This is a genomic window from Brachybacterium timonense (assembly GCF_900258505.1).
GTDB lineage: Bacteria > Actinomycetota > Actinomycetes > Actinomycetales > Dermabacteraceae > Brachybacterium > Brachybacterium timonense.
On sequence record NZ_LT984895.1, the window covers coordinates 1,259,299 to 1,276,902 of the forward strand.

15 protein-coding genes are annotated in these 17,604 nt (G+C 67.0%); 8 read left to right on the forward strand and 7 right to left on the reverse strand.

What is annotated here, in order from left to right; genetic code table 11:
- Nucleotides 1–37: 37 nt before the first annotated feature.
- The 4 genes from C8271_RS05490 to C8271_RS05505 form a co-directional block, all read right to left on the reverse strand.
- On the reverse strand, nucleotides 38–2,050 hold the full coding sequence (locus C8271_RS05490; protein ID WP_245920936.1) for a glycoside hydrolase family 13 protein: 2,013 nt from the start codon (nucleotides 2,048–2,050) through the stop codon (nucleotides 38–40).
- A 99-nt stretch (nucleotides 2,051–2,149) separates the two neighbouring features.
- Entirely contained in the window at nucleotides 2,150–3,004 is an 855-nt protein-coding gene (locus C8271_RS05495) for a sugar ABC transporter permease (RefSeq protein WP_425428204.1), read from the reverse strand.
- 88 nt (nucleotides 3,005–3,092) lie between these two features.
- Nucleotides 3,093–4,673: an ABC transporter permease subunit gene (locus C8271_RS05500; protein WP_106506460.1), complete on the reverse strand. Its 1,581-nt coding sequence runs from the start codon at nucleotides 4,671–4,673 to the stop codon at nucleotides 3,093–3,095.
- 101 nt (nucleotides 4,674–4,774) lie between these two features.
- The gene (locus C8271_RS05505) at nucleotides 4,775–6,067 is read right to left on the reverse strand and encodes a sugar ABC transporter substrate-binding protein (RefSeq protein ID WP_106506461.1); all 1,293 of its coding nucleotides are present in this window, start codon (nucleotides 6,065–6,067) and stop codon (nucleotides 4,775–4,777) included.
- Nucleotides 6,068–6,181: 114 nt separating this feature from the next.
- Here C8271_RS05505 and C8271_RS05510 point away from each other — a divergent pair, with 114 nt between their 5' ends.
- From C8271_RS05510 to trpS, 5 genes are all read left to right on the forward strand, one after another.
- A complete protein-coding gene (locus tag C8271_RS05510) occupies nucleotides 6,182–7,270 on the forward strand; it encodes a LacI family DNA-binding transcriptional regulator (RefSeq protein WP_106506462.1) in 1,089 nt (362 codons plus the stop codon).
- A gap of 170 nt (nucleotides 7,271–7,440) precedes the next feature.
- A complete protein-coding gene (locus C8271_RS05515; RefSeq protein WP_106506463.1) occupies nucleotides 7,441–8,004 on the forward strand; it encodes a PadR family transcriptional regulator in 564 nt (187 codons plus the stop codon).
- Nucleotides 8,001–8,711 carry an ABC transporter ATP-binding protein gene (locus C8271_RS05520; protein ID WP_106506464.1) on the forward strand — a complete coding sequence of 237 codons (711 nt, stop codon included), beginning with the start codon at nucleotides 8,001–8,003 and terminating at the stop codon, nucleotides 8,709–8,711. Before C8271_RS05515 ends, C8271_RS05520 begins: the two co-directional genes overlap by 4 nt.
- Before the next feature lies 1 nt (nucleotide 8,712).
- Entirely contained in the window at nucleotides 8,713–10,638 is a 1,926-nt protein-coding gene (locus tag C8271_RS05525; protein WP_106506465.1) for an FtsX-like permease family protein, read from the forward strand.
- A 54-nt stretch (nucleotides 10,639–10,692) separates the two neighbouring features.
- Entirely contained in the window at nucleotides 10,693–11,766 is a 1,074-nt protein-coding gene (gene trpS, locus C8271_RS05530) for a tryptophan--tRNA ligase (protein ID WP_106506466.1), read from the forward strand.
- 44 nt (nucleotides 11,767–11,810) lie between these two features.
- Here the strand turns inward: trpS and C8271_RS05535 are convergent, their stop codons facing one another.
- On the reverse strand, nucleotides 11,811–12,596 hold the full coding sequence (locus C8271_RS05535; RefSeq protein WP_245920937.1) for an SIR2 family NAD-dependent protein deacylase: 786 nt from the start codon (nucleotides 12,594–12,596) through the stop codon (nucleotides 11,811–11,813).
- Nucleotides 12,593–13,429, reverse strand: coding sequence for an aldo/keto reductase (locus tag C8271_RS05540; protein ID WP_245920939.1), 837 nt, complete (start codon nucleotides 13,427–13,429; stop codon nucleotides 12,593–12,595). Before C8271_RS05540 ends, C8271_RS05535 begins: the two co-directional genes overlap by 4 nt.
- A gap of 335 nt (nucleotides 13,430–13,764) precedes the next feature.
- Between C8271_RS05540 and C8271_RS05545 the strand changes: the two genes are divergently transcribed.
- Nucleotides 13,765–15,081 carry an arginine deiminase gene (locus C8271_RS05545; RefSeq protein WP_106506467.1) on the forward strand — a complete coding sequence of 439 codons (1,317 nt, stop codon included), beginning with the start codon at nucleotides 13,765–13,767 and terminating at the stop codon, nucleotides 15,079–15,081.
- Between the two features lie 15 nt (nucleotides 15,082–15,096).
- Here the strand turns inward: C8271_RS05545 and C8271_RS14110 are convergent, their stop codons facing one another.
- The gene (locus C8271_RS14110; protein WP_245920942.1) at nucleotides 15,097–15,675 is read right to left on the reverse strand and encodes a GNAT family N-acetyltransferase; all 579 of its coding nucleotides are present in this window, start codon (nucleotides 15,673–15,675) and stop codon (nucleotides 15,097–15,099) included.
- A gap of 292 nt (nucleotides 15,676–15,967) precedes the next feature.
- On the opposite strand from C8271_RS14110, the gene gcvT reads away from it, so the two are divergent.
- Both gcvT and gcvH read left to right on the forward strand, forming a co-directional pair.
- Complete coding sequence (gene gcvT / locus C8271_RS05555; RefSeq protein WP_106506468.1) at nucleotides 15,968–17,098, forward strand: glycine cleavage system aminomethyltransferase GcvT; 1,131 nt, start codon at nucleotides 15,968–15,970, stop codon at nucleotides 17,096–17,098.
- A gap of 131 nt (nucleotides 17,099–17,229) precedes the next feature.
- Nucleotides 17,230–17,601 (forward strand): glycine cleavage system protein GcvH, encoded by a 372-nt coding sequence (gene gcvH / locus C8271_RS05560; RefSeq protein WP_106506469.1) that lies wholly within the window; start codon nucleotides 17,230–17,232, stop codon nucleotides 17,599–17,601.
- Nucleotides 17,602–17,604: the final 3 nt, after the last annotated feature.

The following is a 17,604-nucleotide window of genomic DNA, read 5'->3' on the forward strand; positions in this document are numbered from 1 at the left end:
TTGGTCGGATGCGGTCCGGATGTGGGTGCCGCGCAGTTCAGTGGTGTCGATCGCCAGGCGCAGGGGTGCTAGCCAGCGCGGCAACAGCGTTACGGGCTGGCAGGGCCAGCAGTGCGGCGCCGGGGGTGTCTGCCTGCAGAGTCAGCTCTCCATCCTCGCTGCTCCATTGCACATCGCCCAGCGCATGCAGCAGCGTGGTGGCATCGCCTGTGGGAAGAAGGCGCAGGTCGATCGTGATCGGTTCATGCGCTGCGCGGGCCAGGTGCACGAGCACGTTGCCGTCTGGGTGGGTGCGCAGCAGGGTCATGGACTCCTGGCCCATGTGCAGCCACTGCAGTCCGCCTCGGCGTAGCGCCTCGTGAGTGTGTCGTAGAGCCATGAGATCACGCACAGCGGTGAGGATCACCGGGTCGATATCGCGCTCGAGAGCGGTCTGCGCAGGGCGGTCCCTCCACTCATCGAGCGCCGCGATGGCCTCCCAGGGCATCGGCGTGCGGGCGTGCTCGCCATTGCGCCCCTGCAGCCCGAGCTCATCGCCGGCGAACAGCGTGGGAACACCCGGCAGCGCCGCCTGCGCCGCAAGGGCCACCAGGTGGCGCTCCCGGTTGCCCACGACCGTGCGAATACGCGGGGTGTCGTGACTGGAGAGCTGATTCTGCGAGTGCAGGCGCGAGGGCCACGGCATGTGCGCGTTGTAGTCGCGTAGCGTGCGTGCCGCCGCCCAGCCGGGGATACGTGGAGTGGTCATCGGCAGACCCAGCCAGTTCACGGGGGAGTCCTGCTCGCTGAGCCAGGCCCACAGCGGCCGGGTGAAACCGGCGTAGTTCATCGTGCCGTGCCAGCCATCGCCCTGCAGGTCACCGGTGGCGTCGTGGCCGTGCTCGGCCAGCAACCAGGTGCCGCGCCCGGTGCGCGTAGCGATATCCCGCATCGTCTGCCGGATCGTGGTGGCCACCTCGAGGTTGTGGTCTTCAGCGCCGTTGCGGCCAGTCATGTGAGCCACGTCGATGCGCCACCCGTCGGCCAGGAAGGGGTCGGACAGATACCGGCCGACGATCGAGCCTGGCCCCGCGAGCAGTCGCTCGCGCAGCAGCCGCGAGGAATGCTCCAGGCTCGGCAGCGAAGGGATGCCTAGCCAGCAGCGATAGGCGTCGGGATGGGAGGAGAACGAATAGAACTCGGCCTCCGGAGCGTTGCTGTCGGCCTGCGCACGCTGGAACCACTCGTGGGTCACGCCCGTGTGATTGGTGGTGAGGTCCAGCATGAGCCGCATCCCGCGCGCATGCAGTGCCTCGGACAGGCGCACCAGAGCGTCGTCGCCGCCCAACAGCGGATCCACATGGTCGAAGGTAGAGGCGTCGTAACGGTGCACCGACCCGCCCGGGAAGATCGGCGTGAGGTACACCGTGTTCGCGCCGAGCGATGCGATGTGATCCAGATGCTCGATCACACCGTCGAGGTCGCCGCCGTAGAGCTGGGTGCCGTTGAGCGTGCCGCCCTCCGCTGCAGGCTCGTTCCAGGCCATCGGGTGCGCCCAGTCGGGCACATGATTACCGGTGGGACGGCCCGCTGCATCGACCTCGGCACGCGCGGAACGGGCGAAGCGGTCCGGGAAGATCTGGTAGACCACGGCATCGTCCACCCAGTCAGGTGCGGGCTCGTGCACCACCAGGCGGAAGTCTGTGGCGTCGGAGACATCCCAGGGCTGGATCCCAGCGGCTGTCAGCCAGGCGTAGGAGGGCACGGATTCGCCGTCGGAGATCAGGCAGAAGCGATACGGCATGACCGGGTTGGTCATGCGGATGCTCGTGCGCCACCAGGCGCCGCGCTCCTCGTGCCGATCGAGCGAGAGAACAGAGGTGCTCATCTCCGCATTGACGAGGGTGCGCAGCGCGATCGTGCGCAGCGGCCACGACTCGGGGACCCAGACCCGCAGCTCGACCTCATCGCCGAGTTCCCGGGGCTGCTGCGGCACGAAGAGCGGCCCGCTGTCATGCATGACCTGCTGCGCAAGAGGCACACCAGATGGCTCGGACGGGGCGGTGAACACGCAGTCTCCTGGAGGATCAACGAGAGGAACAGATGGATTGCGGCCGGCATGAGAACCGGCGAGCCAAGGAATCGGCCCGCCGGTTCTCGCAGGAATCGCTCAGCCCTTGACGGCGCCCGCGGTGGAGCCGCCGACGATGTACCGCTGCAGGAACTGGTACAGGATGATCACCGGGACCATGATCATCATGGAGCCGGCGGCGAACACGCCCAGGTTGTTGGAGCGGTTCTCCGAGAGCAGCCCGTACAGGCCCACCGCGAGAGTCTTGTTCTCATCAGCGGTCAGGAAGATCGAGCCGAGCAGGAACTCACTGAGTACGCCGACGAGTGAGAGCAGCAGGGTGGTGGCCAGGATCGGCACCAGCGCCGGCAGCAGGATCTTCGTGAACACCTGCCAGTGGTTGCAGCCGTCGATGATGGCGGCCTCATCGAGCTCCTTCGGCACCGTGTCGAAGAAGCCCTTGATCAGCCACACCTGCCCGAGTGAGCCGCCCAGCAGAACGATGAGGTAGCCCGGGATCGAGTTCAGACCCAGCAGCGGCACCGCGTCGCCGAGGTCGGAGATCATCGAGTAGATCGCGATCATTGACAGGATCGACGGGAACATCATCACCAGCAGCAGCGACAGCAGGCCGATGCGTCGGCCGGCGAACCGGAAGCGGCTGAAGGCGTAGGCGGCCAGTACCGACAGGAACACCTGCACGAACGCCACGGTGACGCAGACGATCACGGTGTTGAGGTACCAGCGGGTGAACGCGCCGTGCTCGCCGCGCAGCAGCGACGTGTAGTGCTCCAGGCTGAACTGTGTGGGGATCAGGCCGGTTGCAGCCACCGTGCCCAATGGGTTCACGGACGCGGAGAACACGAACAGGATCGGGAACACCGCGAAGATCACCGCGATGATGCCGACGATGTGACGCCAGCCGATCTCGGCGAACCAGCGCCCGAAGCTCATTCGACGGGCTGGAGCCGGGGTCCTTGACGTGGTGGAAGCGCTCGCCGCAGGGGTAGGGGACGTGGATGCAGTCATGTCGGGAGCCTCCTCAGTTCACGTCTTCGAGGACCTTGGTGAACCGGAACTGGAACGCGGCCAGCACACCGGTCAGGACGAACAGCGCCACCGAAACAGCCGAGGCGAACCCGAAGTCCGCGCCGGAGCCACCGAAGGCGATGCGGTAGATCATCGAGATCAGGATGTCTGTGGAGCCGCGGGTGTACTCACCGGGCGGGAACGGACCGCCCTGCGTGAGCAGCTCGATCGCATTGAAGTTGTTGAAGTTGAAGGCGAAGGACGCCACGAGCAGCGGTGCAACAGCGACGAGCAGCAGCGGCATGACCACGCGCACCGTGGTTTGGAATCGGGTGGCGCCGTCGATGCGTGCGGCTTCGGTGATGTCGTGCGGGATCGCCTGCAGCGCGCCCGTGGAGACGATGAACATGTAGGGGAAGCCCATCCACAGGTTCGTCAGCAGCACAGCGACTTTGGCCAAAATCGGATCGCCAAACCAGTTCAGGCTCAGGCCCAGTGTTTCGTTGATGAGACCGAAGTCGCGGTTGTAGAAGTTGGACCACACCAGCAGCGCGATAAAGCCAGGCACCGCGTACGGCATCAGCAGGATCGACCGGTAAATGCGGCGGCCCTTGAGGCGCTCGTCATTCAGGATGAGTGCGAGCGCGAAGCCGACGATGAAGGTCGACAGCACGGAGCCTGCCGCGAAGATGAGCGTCCAGAGGAAGGCACCCAGGAACTGCTTGGCGATATTGGCGTTGGTGAACAGCCGCTCGTAGTTCTTCCAGCCCACGCCCTGCAGCCAGGATTGGGAGAAGGCTGGCTTGCCGTCAGCGTTGACGAAGTACTCGGTGTCTCCGACCTTTCCCACGGTGTAGGTCTCGCCGGAGGCCGTGTCTGTGATGGTGTCGGTCTTCTCGTCGTACTGCAGGCGGGTCGTGCCGACGAATGCCTGGGCAACGCCCTGCGGTCGCACCGCAGACGTTTCGTCGACGGGCACGGCCATTTTCGTGAGCTCGTTGTAGACGGCGTTGACCTGGCGGGCATCGAGGATCTCGCCCTGGGATACCTCGGTGACGCGACCGTCGGTGACGGTGACGTCGCCAGCGGGCACCTCCTCCAGCGGCTGTTCCTCGCTGCCGACGTACACCGTGTTCGTCTCCGGGTCGACCAAGTACAGAGTGAACGGTCCCTCGGTGGGGCTGCCGGTGGTGGCCACCGTCATCGTGTAGACGGGGGAATCCGCGGTCTGCTGCACGGAGTTGGAGACGATCGAGTTGATCGCCTGCTCCTTCGTGCCGCGGGTGCCGTCGCCATAGTTCGTGAAGGAGTAGCCGACGGTCAGGATGATCGGCGCGATCAGGAAGACCACCAGGAAGAACGTGCCGGGGAAGAGGTACTTTCCGGGCACCAGGCGCTTGGTGGAGTACAGGATGAAGATCGCCAGAGCCGAGAGCAGCAGCACGGTCAGCCACAGCCACGATTTCTGTGCGACGAGGATCGGCGTGAAGAAGATGGTGATCGCGAGCACGACGCCCAGGAACAGTACCCGCCCGATCACAGAGGTGATGGTGGTGCTGCGGTGGGCGTGTCCCGGCGACTTCGTGGACGTCATCAGTGACGAGCCTTTCAGGAGACCGGAGGACCGAGGAGGAGGCTGAAGGGGAGCAGGGCGGAGGCGCGGCGATCACTGGTGATCACCGCGCCTCCGTCACATCACTTGATCTGCGAGGCGATCTCGTCGCCAGCGGACTTCATCGTGGAGGCCGGGTCGGCGCCGCCGATGATATTGGCCTGGGCCTGGCCGAGCGGGCCCCAAATGGCGGCCATCTCGGGGATCGACGGCATCGGGTCCGCCTGCTCCGCGAACTCAGCGATCTTCACAATGTTCGGGTACTCGCCCGAGAGCTTCTTCTGCAGCTCCAGGTTGACCGGCGGGAGCTGGTTCTTCTCGAACATCTTCTCGGCGATGTCAGCCTTGGAGGCGACATCAGCCACGAACTGCTGGGCAAAGCCCGCGTTCTTACCCGAAGACGCCACGTAGAAGGCGTTGACGCCAGCGAACGGCTTGGCGGGATCCATGCCGTCGAAGCCGGGCACGGCGGTCATCTCGAAGTCGATGCCGGAGTCGATGATGTCCGACAGCGCCCACGGCCCGGACACGAGGTACGCGGCCTTCTTATCGGTGAACAGGGCGATGGCGTTCTCGCCGGTGACGGAGGTTGACAGCACGCCATCCTTGCCCAGGGCGCCGATCTTCTCGGCTGCGGCGATGGAGCCTTCCTTGCCGACGCCCAGGTCGGACGGGTCCTGGTTGCCCTCGGCGTCGGTGCCGAACAGGTAGCCGCCACCGGAGGTGTACAGGGGCTGCATGTGGTAGGCGTCGCCCTGCTCACCGACGGGCAGGGACAGCAGCACCTCAGCGCCGCCAGCCTTCGCAGCGTCGACCAGCTCTTCGATGGTCGCCGGGGCGGGGACGTCGGTGAGCTCCTTGTTAGCGAACAGCGCGATGGTCTCAACTGCATAGGGCACGCCGTACGTCTGTCCATCGAAGGTCACGGCGGTCTTCGCGACGGGCGCGAGCGTCGTATCAGCGTCGGCCGGGAGCTGCACGGGGGAGATCGAGCCGTTCTGGACCAGGTTGCCGATCCAGTCGTGTGCGCCGAGAACGATGTCCGGACCGTTACCGGCCTGGTTGGCGGTCACGAAGCTGGACTGCAGGTCATTGGCGACGGTCTGGACAGCGACGGTGAGGCCCTGGGCGTCGGCCCACTCCTTGGCGGGGCCCTCAAGAGCCTGCGCCTTCTTCTCGTCGGCCCAGATCACCAGGTCAGCATCGGCGCGAGCCGGGGCGCCCTCGGCGCCGCCTGCGTCCGATGCACCGCCTGCGTCCGAGCCGTTGCCCGCACCATTGTCACTGCCCGAGCTGTCGCCGCCGCACGCGGCGAGGAATGCGGCGCCCGCAGCGGCGCCACCGAGGGCGAGGAAGCTCTTGCGACGGATCAACACGTCTTCTCCTTTGAATCGTGGTCGTTCGACCGGAACAGGAAGTTCATCCTGATGAGACCGACTGTAGATCCTGCGTACCGAGTGTGCAAGAATGCGCAAGAAGTTTCATTCGTCATGTCGGTCCCGACGCTTCTGCGGGCCGACTCCCCGGAAGGATGGCTCGTGAAGGCGCGACTCATCGACATCGCCCAGCTCGCAGGCGTCAGCGAGGCCACTGTCTCCCGTGTCCTCAATGGACGCCCCGGCGTCAATGACGCGACGCGCCAGCTGGTCATCAATGCCGCCCGGCAGCTCGGCAGGGACGTTCGGCCCTCGCTCACCGAGAGTGGCCCCCTCGTGGGAGTGCTCGTCCCTGACCTTGATAATCAGGTCTTCGCCAGCTGGGTCGAGCGCCTGGAAGCTGAGCTGTTCGAGCGTGGAGCCTCGGCGCTTGTGGCGCTGCGCGCCCGCACGGTGGAGCGTGAGCGGGAGATCTTTCAGCGCTTTCTCTGCAGTGGCGTGAGCGGCATCATTGTCGTGTCTGGACACCATGCCCAGCACCTCGGACCGATTGATCATTATCGGGAGATTTCGAGTGCAGGGGTTCCGCTCGTGCTCATCAACGGTGTGCGTGAGGACCTCTCTGCAAGTTTTCTCTCGACTGACGACGGGCATGCCATGACGCTCGTGCTCACCCATCTCGAGGACCTGGGGCACGTGCGGATCGGGCTGGCCGTGGGGGATGAGCACACCTGGCCGGTTCGCGAGAAAGTGCGGGTGTTCGAGTCCCAGGCAGAGCAGCATGGCCGCACTGCGCGTCCCGTGGTCTTCACGGACTTCTCCTACGCCGGTGGCTATCAGGCGGCGCGAGACCTTGTGGCGCGCGGCGCCACCGCTGTTGTCTGCGGCTCTGACGTGATGGCGGCCGGAGCTCTCGAGGGTGTGCGATCCCTCGGACTTGAGGTGCCCTCAGATGTGTCGATCGTCGGCTACGACGACGTCGGCTGGGCGTCGTTGACAGCGCCGCCGCTGACCACGGTGCGGCAGGCGATCGGGTCGATGGCGCGTGCAGCGGTGGTCGCCGCGCTCGGCGGCGGAGAACGCTCACGCAGGCCAGCCCGTTCCGAAGTGGTTGTGCGTCCGCAGCTCATCGTTCGCGGCAGTACGGCCGGTGCGCCAGAGGAGCCGCAGGCGGCCCCGGCAGCATTGCGCCGGATTTCGTGAGCTGAGTCGGGCCCGGGCGCGCGCTCGTAGGGGACCAGTTCACCGCGCTTGCCCGGCGGACCTAGGTCAGCCCCGGGCGCGTGCTCGTCGGGGGTGCGCCGAGAGTCCTCTGATGCGCCGTGGCCGCGCAGCTATACGCGAGAGGTATACAGCGTGTGTATAGTGCCGCCATGAGTACTGCACACGCCCTGCTGGGCCTGCTGGATCGATCCCCTGCCTACGGGTATTCCCTGAAGCAGGACTACGACACGCTGCTGGCGCCCGAACGCCCGCTGGCCTTCGGACAGGTTTACGCTTCCCTGGCGCGCTTCGAACGCCAGGGATGGGCGGAGATCCTCAGTGTGGAGACCGGCTCAGGGCCGGAGCGCAAGCTGTACGGCATCACCGAGGACGGTGTCACAGAGCTGGAGACCTGGATCTACAGCCCGCAGGCCACCGGGGCATTCTCGGCATCGACTCTCTTCTCGCGCGTGTCGCTCGCTCTGCTGTCTGGTCGGGACGCGCAGGAGGTGCTGACGGCGCAGCGCCAGAGCCACATGGTGCGCATGCGTGAGCTGACCGCGCGCCGTCGCGACGCCGCCCCTGGACTCATGCTGCAGCTGGACTACGAACTCACGCACCTGGATGCAGATCTGCGGTGGATCGAGGAAGCCGGGGCGCGACTGGACGCACTGCGTGAGCACTGGAACACCGCCCCCGAGAGCTCCACAGAGCACGACGAGGAGCACTCATGACGACCGCAGCACGACACGATGCGACCGCGACCCCAGGCTCTGGTCGCCCTGCAGTCGTTGACCTTCGCGACGTTCATCTCTCCTACCGGTCCGACCCGGCGTTGCGCGGAGTCTCCCTGCGGATCGCCGATGGGGAGAGCGTCGCCATCATGGGGCCCTCAGGCTGTGGAAAGTCGACGCTGCTGCACGTGCTCGCCGGTGTGCTGGTTCCCGACCGCGGGGACGTGCGTGTGCTGGGTGAGGACCTCACGGCCCTGTCCGACAAGGAACGGGCACGCCTGCGACTCTCGCGCATGGGCATGGTTTTCCAGTTCGGTGACCTCATCAGTGAGCTCACGTTGCGCGAGAACCTTGCGCTCCCCCTGCAGCTTCTCGGCGGGAAGCCGGAGGGGGTGAGATCCCGTGTTGCGACGATGCTCGAACGTCTTGGCCTGACTGAGGTTGCGGACCGTCGGGCCGCCCAGGTCTCGGGTGGGCAGGCGCAGCGTGCGGCTGTCGGCCGAGCCCTTGTGCATCAGCCAGCTCTGCTCGTGGCGGACGAGCCGACCGGCGCGCTCGACACCGTGACGGCGGATGTGGTGATGCAGGCGCTGATCGAGACTGCTGCCGAGCAGAGCACGGCCCTGGTGGTCGTGACGCACGACAATCGCGTGGCGGCGTACCTGGATCGGCTTGTGACCATGCGCGACGGAAAGCTGGTGGGGTGACATGCTGCGGCCAGCTCGACTTGGTCTCACCCTCGCGTTGCGTTCGAGTGGAACAGGCCGATTCCGTGCGCTGAGTGCCCTGCTCACCACCGCGATCGGCAGCGCGATGCTGATCCTGGTGCTCTCCCTGCTGGACGCAGGCCGGCCACGCATGCTGGCGCCGCAAGAAGGCAGTGGCGTCTACGAGCTGATCCTGCCGGGCATTGTCGGCCTTGCCATCGGCTTGCCGGTCCTAGCGGCAGCCGCGGCGACGGGCCGCATGTCGGAACGCGAGCGGGCGCAGCGGATGGCTCGCCTGCAGCTGCTCGGCATGTGCAGACGAGACCAGATCCTGGTGGGGATCGGGGAGACGCTGCTGCCGACGCTGATCGGCCTGGTCGCAGGCACCGCCGCGGGGACGGCGCTGGTGCCGCTCATCGGTCGCTCACTGCTGGATATGTCACCGGAGCCGAGCGCGACCCGGTTCGCTGTCGTGGCGTCGTTCGCGGTGCCGCTGTGCTTGATCGCCGGATCTGTGATGCCGTCGGGGCGCGCCCGCGAGCGCAGCCTGGAGCGTGCCCGGGGTGCGGTGCCGCGCACGCCCGGTCTGTGGCGCGCCGCCGTACTGGGCATCGGCCTGGTGATGCTCTGGGTCAGCTGGGCCCTCCCACACCCGCACCAGCGCACGGCCGCTCTGTTCTTCGGTGGCACCGCCCTCGCCGCACTCGGAACCCTGCTTCTTCCAGCGCTGCTTGTGCGTCGAAGCGCCGATGTCATGGTTCGATCGCATGCCCCCGTCGCGGTGGTGGCGGGCCGACGTCTGCAGGTGCAGCCCGCGTTGCTGGGCAGGGTGCTCGGCGGCCTCGTGGTGGGTGTTGTGGTCACGACAGCGGCGCAGGGGCTCATCAGCGAACTGATGAAGGCGCCGGTCTATCAGGCGGGTCGGCACGACCGTGACGTCGAAGCGAGCGCTCAGGCGCGCGTCGGGGATGCCGCTGCGATCACAGACCTGGAGAACGCTGTCGAACAGGTTGGGGGTATTCGGCGTATCGGGTACAGCGCTGCAGGGGTCATCGCCGCCGCGGGTCAGGTACCGGACGAACTCCCCGTCGGGGCGCTCATCACCACATGCGAGGAGCTGCAGATTATCCGGCCCGAGATCACGGGGTGCACAGAGGACCAGGCGGCCTGGCTGCCCGCCGAACCATCTGTGGATCTGGGAACGCCGCCGGGCGGAGCAGTCGACGTGTTCAGCGGTGAATACGACGAGAACACCGGCGGATTCGGCGACGCCGTGCTACGGGTTGACCCGGGTGGAAACACGCTCAGCAGATCCCCCGATGCTCCCGCGTGGCAGAACACGGACGAGGCCCCGATGTTGTTCGTCCCACGAGCGCTGGTGAGTGATCAACAGTTCTGGCGCATCGGTGACGTCAGGGCGACGATCCTCGCTGATCCCCGTCCCGATTTGCCCGCGGAACTGCGCGCCCATGGCATCGACGCCTTCACCGGGTGGACCGCTGAGGACTTCGCTCCGTATCAGGCGACGATCGATGCGATCCGACTGCTGAACCTGGCTGTGCTCGCCGTAGGACTGGGCGCCTTCCTGCTCGGGACTGCAGATCTGGCCATAGGGCGCCGCCGCGAGCATGCGCGCTTGAGGCTCGTGGGCACACCCGTGAGCATTCTGCGTGGTGCACATCTGCTGGAAGTCACCCTCCCGCTGGTCATCGGCGGGGGAGCCGCCTTGGCTGTCGGGCATGCCGTGGCTGTCTCATTCGTCGAGCTCGGGAATCAGGGCTTGGGGCCAGAGGAGATGTCTCACCTGGGGCCATCGAGCCTGCTGGGTCCGGCCCTCGCCGTTGTGATCGGTTCGGTGGTGATTGCTGCGATCACCTCGATCGGAATCGGCGCTCCGCTGCGCTCCGACCACATCCGCCAGGAATAAGCGCCCGCGGACTTACGGTGCTGGAGCAGAACGCGTCTGACCTACGATGGAGCGGTGAACGACGCCGCTATCTCCCGCACCAGCTATGACACCGCCCTCGAGCGCAGCCAGGCTCTCGAGCAGAAGATCGCGCAGGACCCTTCGGGGCTGCGCATGCTCACCGGGGATCGCCCCACCGGGGCGCTGCACATCGGGCACTACTTCGGCACGCTGCAGAACCGCGTGCGCCTGCAGTCGGCCGGCGTCGAGACGTGGTTGCTCGTGGCGGATTATCAGGTGATCACTGACCGTGACGTGGTGGGCGATATCGCCGGTAGCGTGCGTGAGCTGCTCACCGACTACCTGGCCGCTGGCATCGATCCGGAGCGAGCCACGATCTTCGCCCACTCCGCTGTGCCCGCCCTGAACCAGCTGCTGCTGCCGTTCCTCTCGCTGGTGACCCAGCCCGAGCTCGAGCGCAACCCCACCGTGAAGTCTGAGCTGCAGGCCGCCGGGAAGTCCGCCATGGGCGGGCTCTTGCTCACCTACCCCGTGCATCAGGCCGCGGATATCCTCTTCTGCCACGGCAACGTGGTGCCCGTCGGCCGTGACCAGCTGCCCCATATCGAGCAGACCCGTGTGATCGCCCGCCGCTTCAACGAGCGTTACGCGGGCGGCGAGCACTTCTTCACTGAGCCCGATGCGCTGCTGTCGGATGCGCCGACGATTCTGGGGCTCGACGGCGACAAGATGAGCAAGTCCCGCGGCAACACCGTGATGCTCAAGATGACGGCCGACGAGACCGCCAAACGGATCAAGAAGGCGAAGACCGATTCCGAGCGGCTGATCACCTATGACCCCGACAACCGCCCCGAGGTGTCGAATCTGCTGATGATCGCCTCACTGTCCACGGGGCGCAGCCCGCAGGAGATCGCCGAGGACATCGGGGATAAGGGCGCCGGGACGCTCAAGGTGATGACGGCCGAGGCGCTCAACGAGCACCTTGCGCCGATTCGTGCGCGCCGCGCTGAGCTTGAGCAGGATCCGGGCTATCTGTTCTCCGTGCTGCGCCGCGGCATTGACCGTGCCAACGAGGTTGCCGACGCCACCTTGAACCGCGTACGCGACGTCATGGGCATGGTGTACTGACCCGCTCTGAGGTGCACCCGCTCGGCGGGACGGACGGCAGCTGCTCAGGCGAAGGGGTCCAGGAAGCTGCCGCCGCCCACGCCATTGAGCTTCCGCTCCCAATCGGGCAGAACGACGTGGGCGTCTTCGGCGATCACGTGATCGAAGGCGGCGCGCAAATACACCTCATCACCCGGGGCGATATCGATCAGCACCGTCGTAGCTCCCGCTGCCCGCGCGGCAGGGGCGAGCTGCGCAGCAGGAAAGACCACACCGCTCGTTCCCACCGCCACGAACAGGTCTGCCCGCTGCGCCAGACGCAGCCCGAGCGAGAGCGCGTCCATCGGCAGCTGCTCATCGAAGAGCACCACATCCGGACGCGTGGCCTCACCGCACCACGGGCACCGCGCGGGGACACCGTGATCCTCTGCGCGAGAACCGTCGCCCGGCGTGACGGCGGTTGACCACTCACAGTCTGGACCCAGGCACACCGCGCGCATCGCGGTGCCGTGCAGTTCGGCCACGAGCTCACTGCCCGCCGCCTGATGCAAGCCGTCGACGTTCTGGGTGATGACAGGGCAGCCCATGCGGGCGATCGCCCGGTGCCCCGGCGTGGGTCCGTGCTCGATGCCGATCCGCGCCATCCGGCCCCACACCCGCCACAGATCCGGTAGGGAGTCCGGCAGCGCGTCGGCGTGCATCGCCCGCTCGATATCGGGATCAAGCGCCCACAGGCCCTGCGGTCCGCGGAACGTTCCCATGCCGGTGCGGGCGCTCAGCCCCGAACCGGTGAGGAACACGATCTCGCGGTGCTGCGGCCCTGGGAAGAACCGGGTGGAGGAGCCAGTCACCACTCCTCATGCTCCCGACTGTCCCAGGCGCGCTCTTCGCCCAGGTCCACGGAGTCGAGCAGGCGACGGTCCTCATCGTCGAGGTGGATCGAAGTGAGGTCGAGGTTTGCTGCCTGACGCGCGGCGGAACTGGCCTTCGGGATCGCCACGATGCCTTGATCCACTGCCCAGCGCAGGCACACCTGGGCGGCGCTCACCCCGCGCTTGGCGGCGACCTTCTGCACCGCGAACTGGTCGGAGAGCTGTTCGCGGCCGCCCAGCGGCCCCCACGCCTCGGTGACGATCCCCTTCTCGCGATGGAAGGCGACGCTGCTGTGGCGGGGGAGGGCGGGGGAGAGCTGGATCTGGTTGACCTCCGGGGTGACGCCGGTGGCGTCGATCAGCTCCTGCAGCTGCTCGGGGCGGAAATTGGAGACGCCGATGTGCTCGGTGAGCCCGGCATCACGCAGCTCGATCAGTTCACGCCACGTCTCCAGTGCGAGGCCACGCGAGGGATTCGGCCAGTGGATCAGCGTGAGGAATACACGCTCGAGCCCGAGCCGACGCAGCGACTCGCGCAGGCCCCGCTCGGTGGTTCCCCGGCCCTGGTCGCCGCCAGCGATCTTCGTGGTCACCAGCACCTGCTCCGGGTCGATACCGCTGGTACGGATCGCCTCACCCACCGCGGCTTCGTTGCCATATTGAGCGGCGGTATCGACCAGCCGGTATCCAGCATGCAGGGCGTTCGTGATCGCCTCGCAGCCTGCCCTGCCTTTCAATGAGCTCGTCCCGAAGCCGATCAGGGGCATCGCGGTGCCGTCAGCGAGCGTGGTCATGGGGATGTCGACAGGCACTGAATCTCCTTCGGGAGGTGGCGCGGCTGGTGGAACGCTCAGCGGTGATCATCGGGGCCGAGGATCGGTGCGTTCCAGAGCGCCGAGTTGAGGCGGACACGTCGAGGCGGACACGGTGAGGTGGACACAGCGGGGTGAATGCTGCGTCTCTGGTCTACCACGTTTCGTGCGCGTCGGCGGGACCGACGACCCCAGCCTGCACGGACACGAGGCGGAGCCGACGCTGAGGTCTGTTCGGAGAAGAATTGGCACGGAAGTGCGGAAACGTGACGCGGGCGACTCGCACGCTCTGCTAGCGTGCCTCGCGGCGAGGACCTCACGACGAAGGAGTCGACATGACGCCGAGCAGCCAGACGACAACGGGGCAGCCCGAGCCTGCCGCGCAGGCAGACCGCGTCGAGCCCCGTCGGCCGACGGTCGCGGCACCTGCCGGAGTTCATGACGAAGTCTCCCCGCTGCGGACTGTGATCGTGCACCGCCCAGGCAGTGAGCTCGAGCGACTCACCCCGGAATCACGGGAGGAGCTGCTGTTCGACGAGGTGCTGTGGCCTGAGCGTGCGGTATCGCAACATGACGCGTTCGCTGCGCTGCTGCGCAGTCACGGAGCTGAGGTTCTTGAGCTGTCCACCCTGCTCGAGGAGCTGGTGGCCATCCCCGACGCGCGCGCCGAGCTGCTCGACGGCGTTCTGGATGCCGCGTTTCTGGGCGCGATCGCCGCGCAGGATCTGCGGGAGGCGCTGCAGGACCTCCCCTCGGCCCAGCTCGTGGACGTCCTCATCGGCGGCATCACCCTCGGGCAGCTGCGCGAGATCGGCGTGAAACCCCGCTCGATCCTCCTACATGCCGCCTCGGATGATGCGCTGGTGCTCTCCGCATTGCCCAATCATCTGTTCACGCGTGACTCGTCGGCCTGGATCGGTGACGCGGTCACCATCGGGCCGATGCGCCACCCTGCTCGTCGCCGCGAGAGCCTGCACCTTGAGGCGCTCTATCGCCACCATCCGCGTTTCCAGACCGATCTGGCACCGGTACGCATCTTCAGCGATGACCCGCGGCATCGCACCGAGGCCACCGTCGAAGGTGGCGATGTGCTCGTGCTGTCCGAGGGGACCGTGGCGATCGGGCTCTCCGAACGCACCAGCGCGGTGGGTGTGGAATGGCTCGCCTCGCAGCTGCTGCGCGGCGGCACCGTGGAGCGGGTGATCGCACTTGCCATGCCGCACCGACGCTCCATGATGCATCTGGACACCGTGATGACGATGGTCGATCACGAATCAATGGTGCGATTCGGCCCGCTCGGCACCCTGGAGAGCTTCGAGGTGCAGCTGAGCGGTGGCCGCCTGCGCACGAGGGCCCGAGCCGCCGACGACATGGACACGGTGCTCGCATCCGGTCTGGGCATCGACGCTCTGCGTGTGCTCATCGCCCCGCTCGACGGCCCGACGGCAGCGCGTGAGCAGTGGGACGATGCCTGCAACGTGCTCGCCGTCGCCCCAGGACGCGTTATCGCCTACGAACGTGCGGTGCGCACCAACGAGTACCTGCGCTCGCAAGGAGTCGAGGTGCTGGAGCTCGTCGGCGATGAACTGGGGCGCGGACGCGGAGGGCCACGCTGTATGAGCTGTCCCGTACGGCGGGATCAGCGTGCCTGAGCCACCCGGAGAGTGTCAGCTGCGCGCGGATGGTGGCAGCGGGGCGTCCGACTGCCCGCGTCCGAGCTCGGCGAGCTCGGGCAATGGCTCGGCCAGTGATCGCTCCATCAGTAACTGCTGGGCACCGAACTCCTCGAGGCCGCGACGCACGGTGAAGCCCAGCTTGCCCAGCAGGTGCACGCTGCGTTTGTTCCGCGTGGGTGTGACGGCGATGACGACGTCATCCGTCAGATGCGTCTGCGCCCAGGCCAGCAGCGTGCGGCATGCCTCGGCGGCATAGCCCTGGCCTGTGCTGTCCGGCAGCAGGGCGTAGGACAGCTGCAGCTCTTCACGGTCATAGTCCAGGGTGATCAGGCCAAGCATTGTGTCGTCGTCGGCGCGTGCGATCACCCAGCGACCCCAGCTGAGCCCCAGTGGTGCGAGCTCGAGCGCGTCCGGAGAGACATGCGCAATGCTGCCGCCCAGGTACTCGCGCGTGACCGGGTTTGTCATCAGCTCGATATGGCGGGGGCGATCTGCATCGCCGGCCTCGCGAATAAGGATCCGCTCCCCCCGGATACGGATCGGCCAGTCGTGCGCGCCATTGTTCGTCACCCCTTCACCGTACAAGCCGAAGCATCGCGGGGGAGAGACTTCCGGCAAAGCAACGGCGTGGATATGCCGGTGACCGGCAGCGTCTGTCAGCGAGATTCGACCGTTGTGTCCGCGTACCCGGACGGTGGCCGGAGACTGTCTGCCGTGGATCGCGACGATGCGGCTGTCCTTCGGGTCGACGGACGGTAGAGTGAGCCGCGCGGCACAGTGCGGTGCGAACTCCCTGCGCTTGGCTGATCGCCGCTGCCATGACCACGTTCGCGGCCAGGCCGCGGGATGGAGGAGACGCCGGATGAGCAACGCGGCACTGCGATCCACTCCGCTGGAGGAGACCCACCGAGCTCTCGGAGCGACCTTCACCGATTTCGCGGGCTGGTCCATGCCTGTGCGATACGGTTCCGACCTCGCCGAGCATCGCGCCGTGCGTGAATCCGCCGGAGTCTTCGACCTCAGCCACATGGGGGAGATTCACCTGCGCGGACCCGAGACGGGGGCAGCGCTCGATTACGCGCTCGCCGGGAAGCTGTCCGGTATCGGTGTGGGCCGCGCGAAGTACTCGCTGATTCTCGCTGAGGACGGCGGCGTGATCGATGACGTGATCGTCTACCGCCTGGCGGAGGATCACTTCCTGGTGGTTGCGAACGCCGCCAACGCAGAGGTTGATCACGAGGAGCTGCGTGCGCGCGCACGCGGTTTCGACTGCGAGGTGGCGAACGAATCTACCGCTACAGCACTGGTCGCTGTCCAGGGTCCCGCGAGCGCCGCCATCGTCACCGACGCCCTGGCGGCCGACGGTGCGTTGCAGGGCATCACCGCGCAGGACGTCGCAGACCTCAAGTACTACCGGGTGCTCGAAGGCACCTTCGCCGGGGCGCCGCTGCTGCTGGCGCGTACCGGCTACACGGGGGAGGACGGCTTCGAGCTGTATGTTCCCGCCGAGCACGCCACAGCACTGTGGGATCTGCTCGTTCGCGCGGGCGGCGACCGTCTCACCCCGTGCGGGCTCGCCTGCCGCGACACGCTGCGCCTGGAGGCCGGCATGCCGCTGTACGGCCACGAGCTGGGACGCGACCTGCTGCCCGCCCAGTCCGGGATGGGCCGCATCGTGGCGCTCGCCGCGAAGGAAGAGTTCGTGGGCCGTGCCGGGATCGAGGCCTCCGACCCGAGCGGGAAGCCCGTGCTGGTGGGTCTTGTCGCCGACGGGCGCCGCGCCGCCCGTGCCGACTCCGCAGTGCGGGACAGCGACGGCCGTGAGATCGGCCGCGTCTCCTCCGGTGCGCTCTCCCCGACGCTCGGCCACCCCATCGCGATGGCCTTCGTTGATCCTGCTTGCGCCGAGGAAGGGACCGAGGTTGTGATCGACGTGCGCGGCAAGGATCTGCCTGCGCGCATCGTCCCCCTGCCGTTCTACTCCCGATCCTGACCGACCCGATAGAGCCTGACGGTTCCCGATAGATCCTGTAAGCCCCGACAGTCCCTGACTGACCCTGGCGACCGGAAGTGCCGGTCGTTGACCGATCCGGCGCGCGAGCGCCCCTCCGGAAGGAAGATCTCATGGCTGATGACCTCCGCTACAGCAAGGACCACGAGTGGGTGCGCGTCGAGTCCGACGGCACTGCCATCGTGGGCGTGACCGACTTCGCCGCCGAACAGCTCGGCGACGTGGTGTACGTCGACCTGCCGGAGGTGGGCGCGAGCATTACCGCCGGCACGGAGATGGGCGAGATCGAGTCCACCAAGTCGGTCTCTGACCTGTTCTCGCCGCTGGACGGCACCGTGGTCGAGGTCAACCAGGCTGTGGTCGACTCGCCCGAGCTGGTGAACTCCTCGCCGTTCGATGAGGGATGGCTGATCAAGGTGTCCTTCGAGCAGCTGCCGGAGGACCTGCTGGACCAGGAGGGCTACGCCGCCCTCACGAACGCCTGAGGA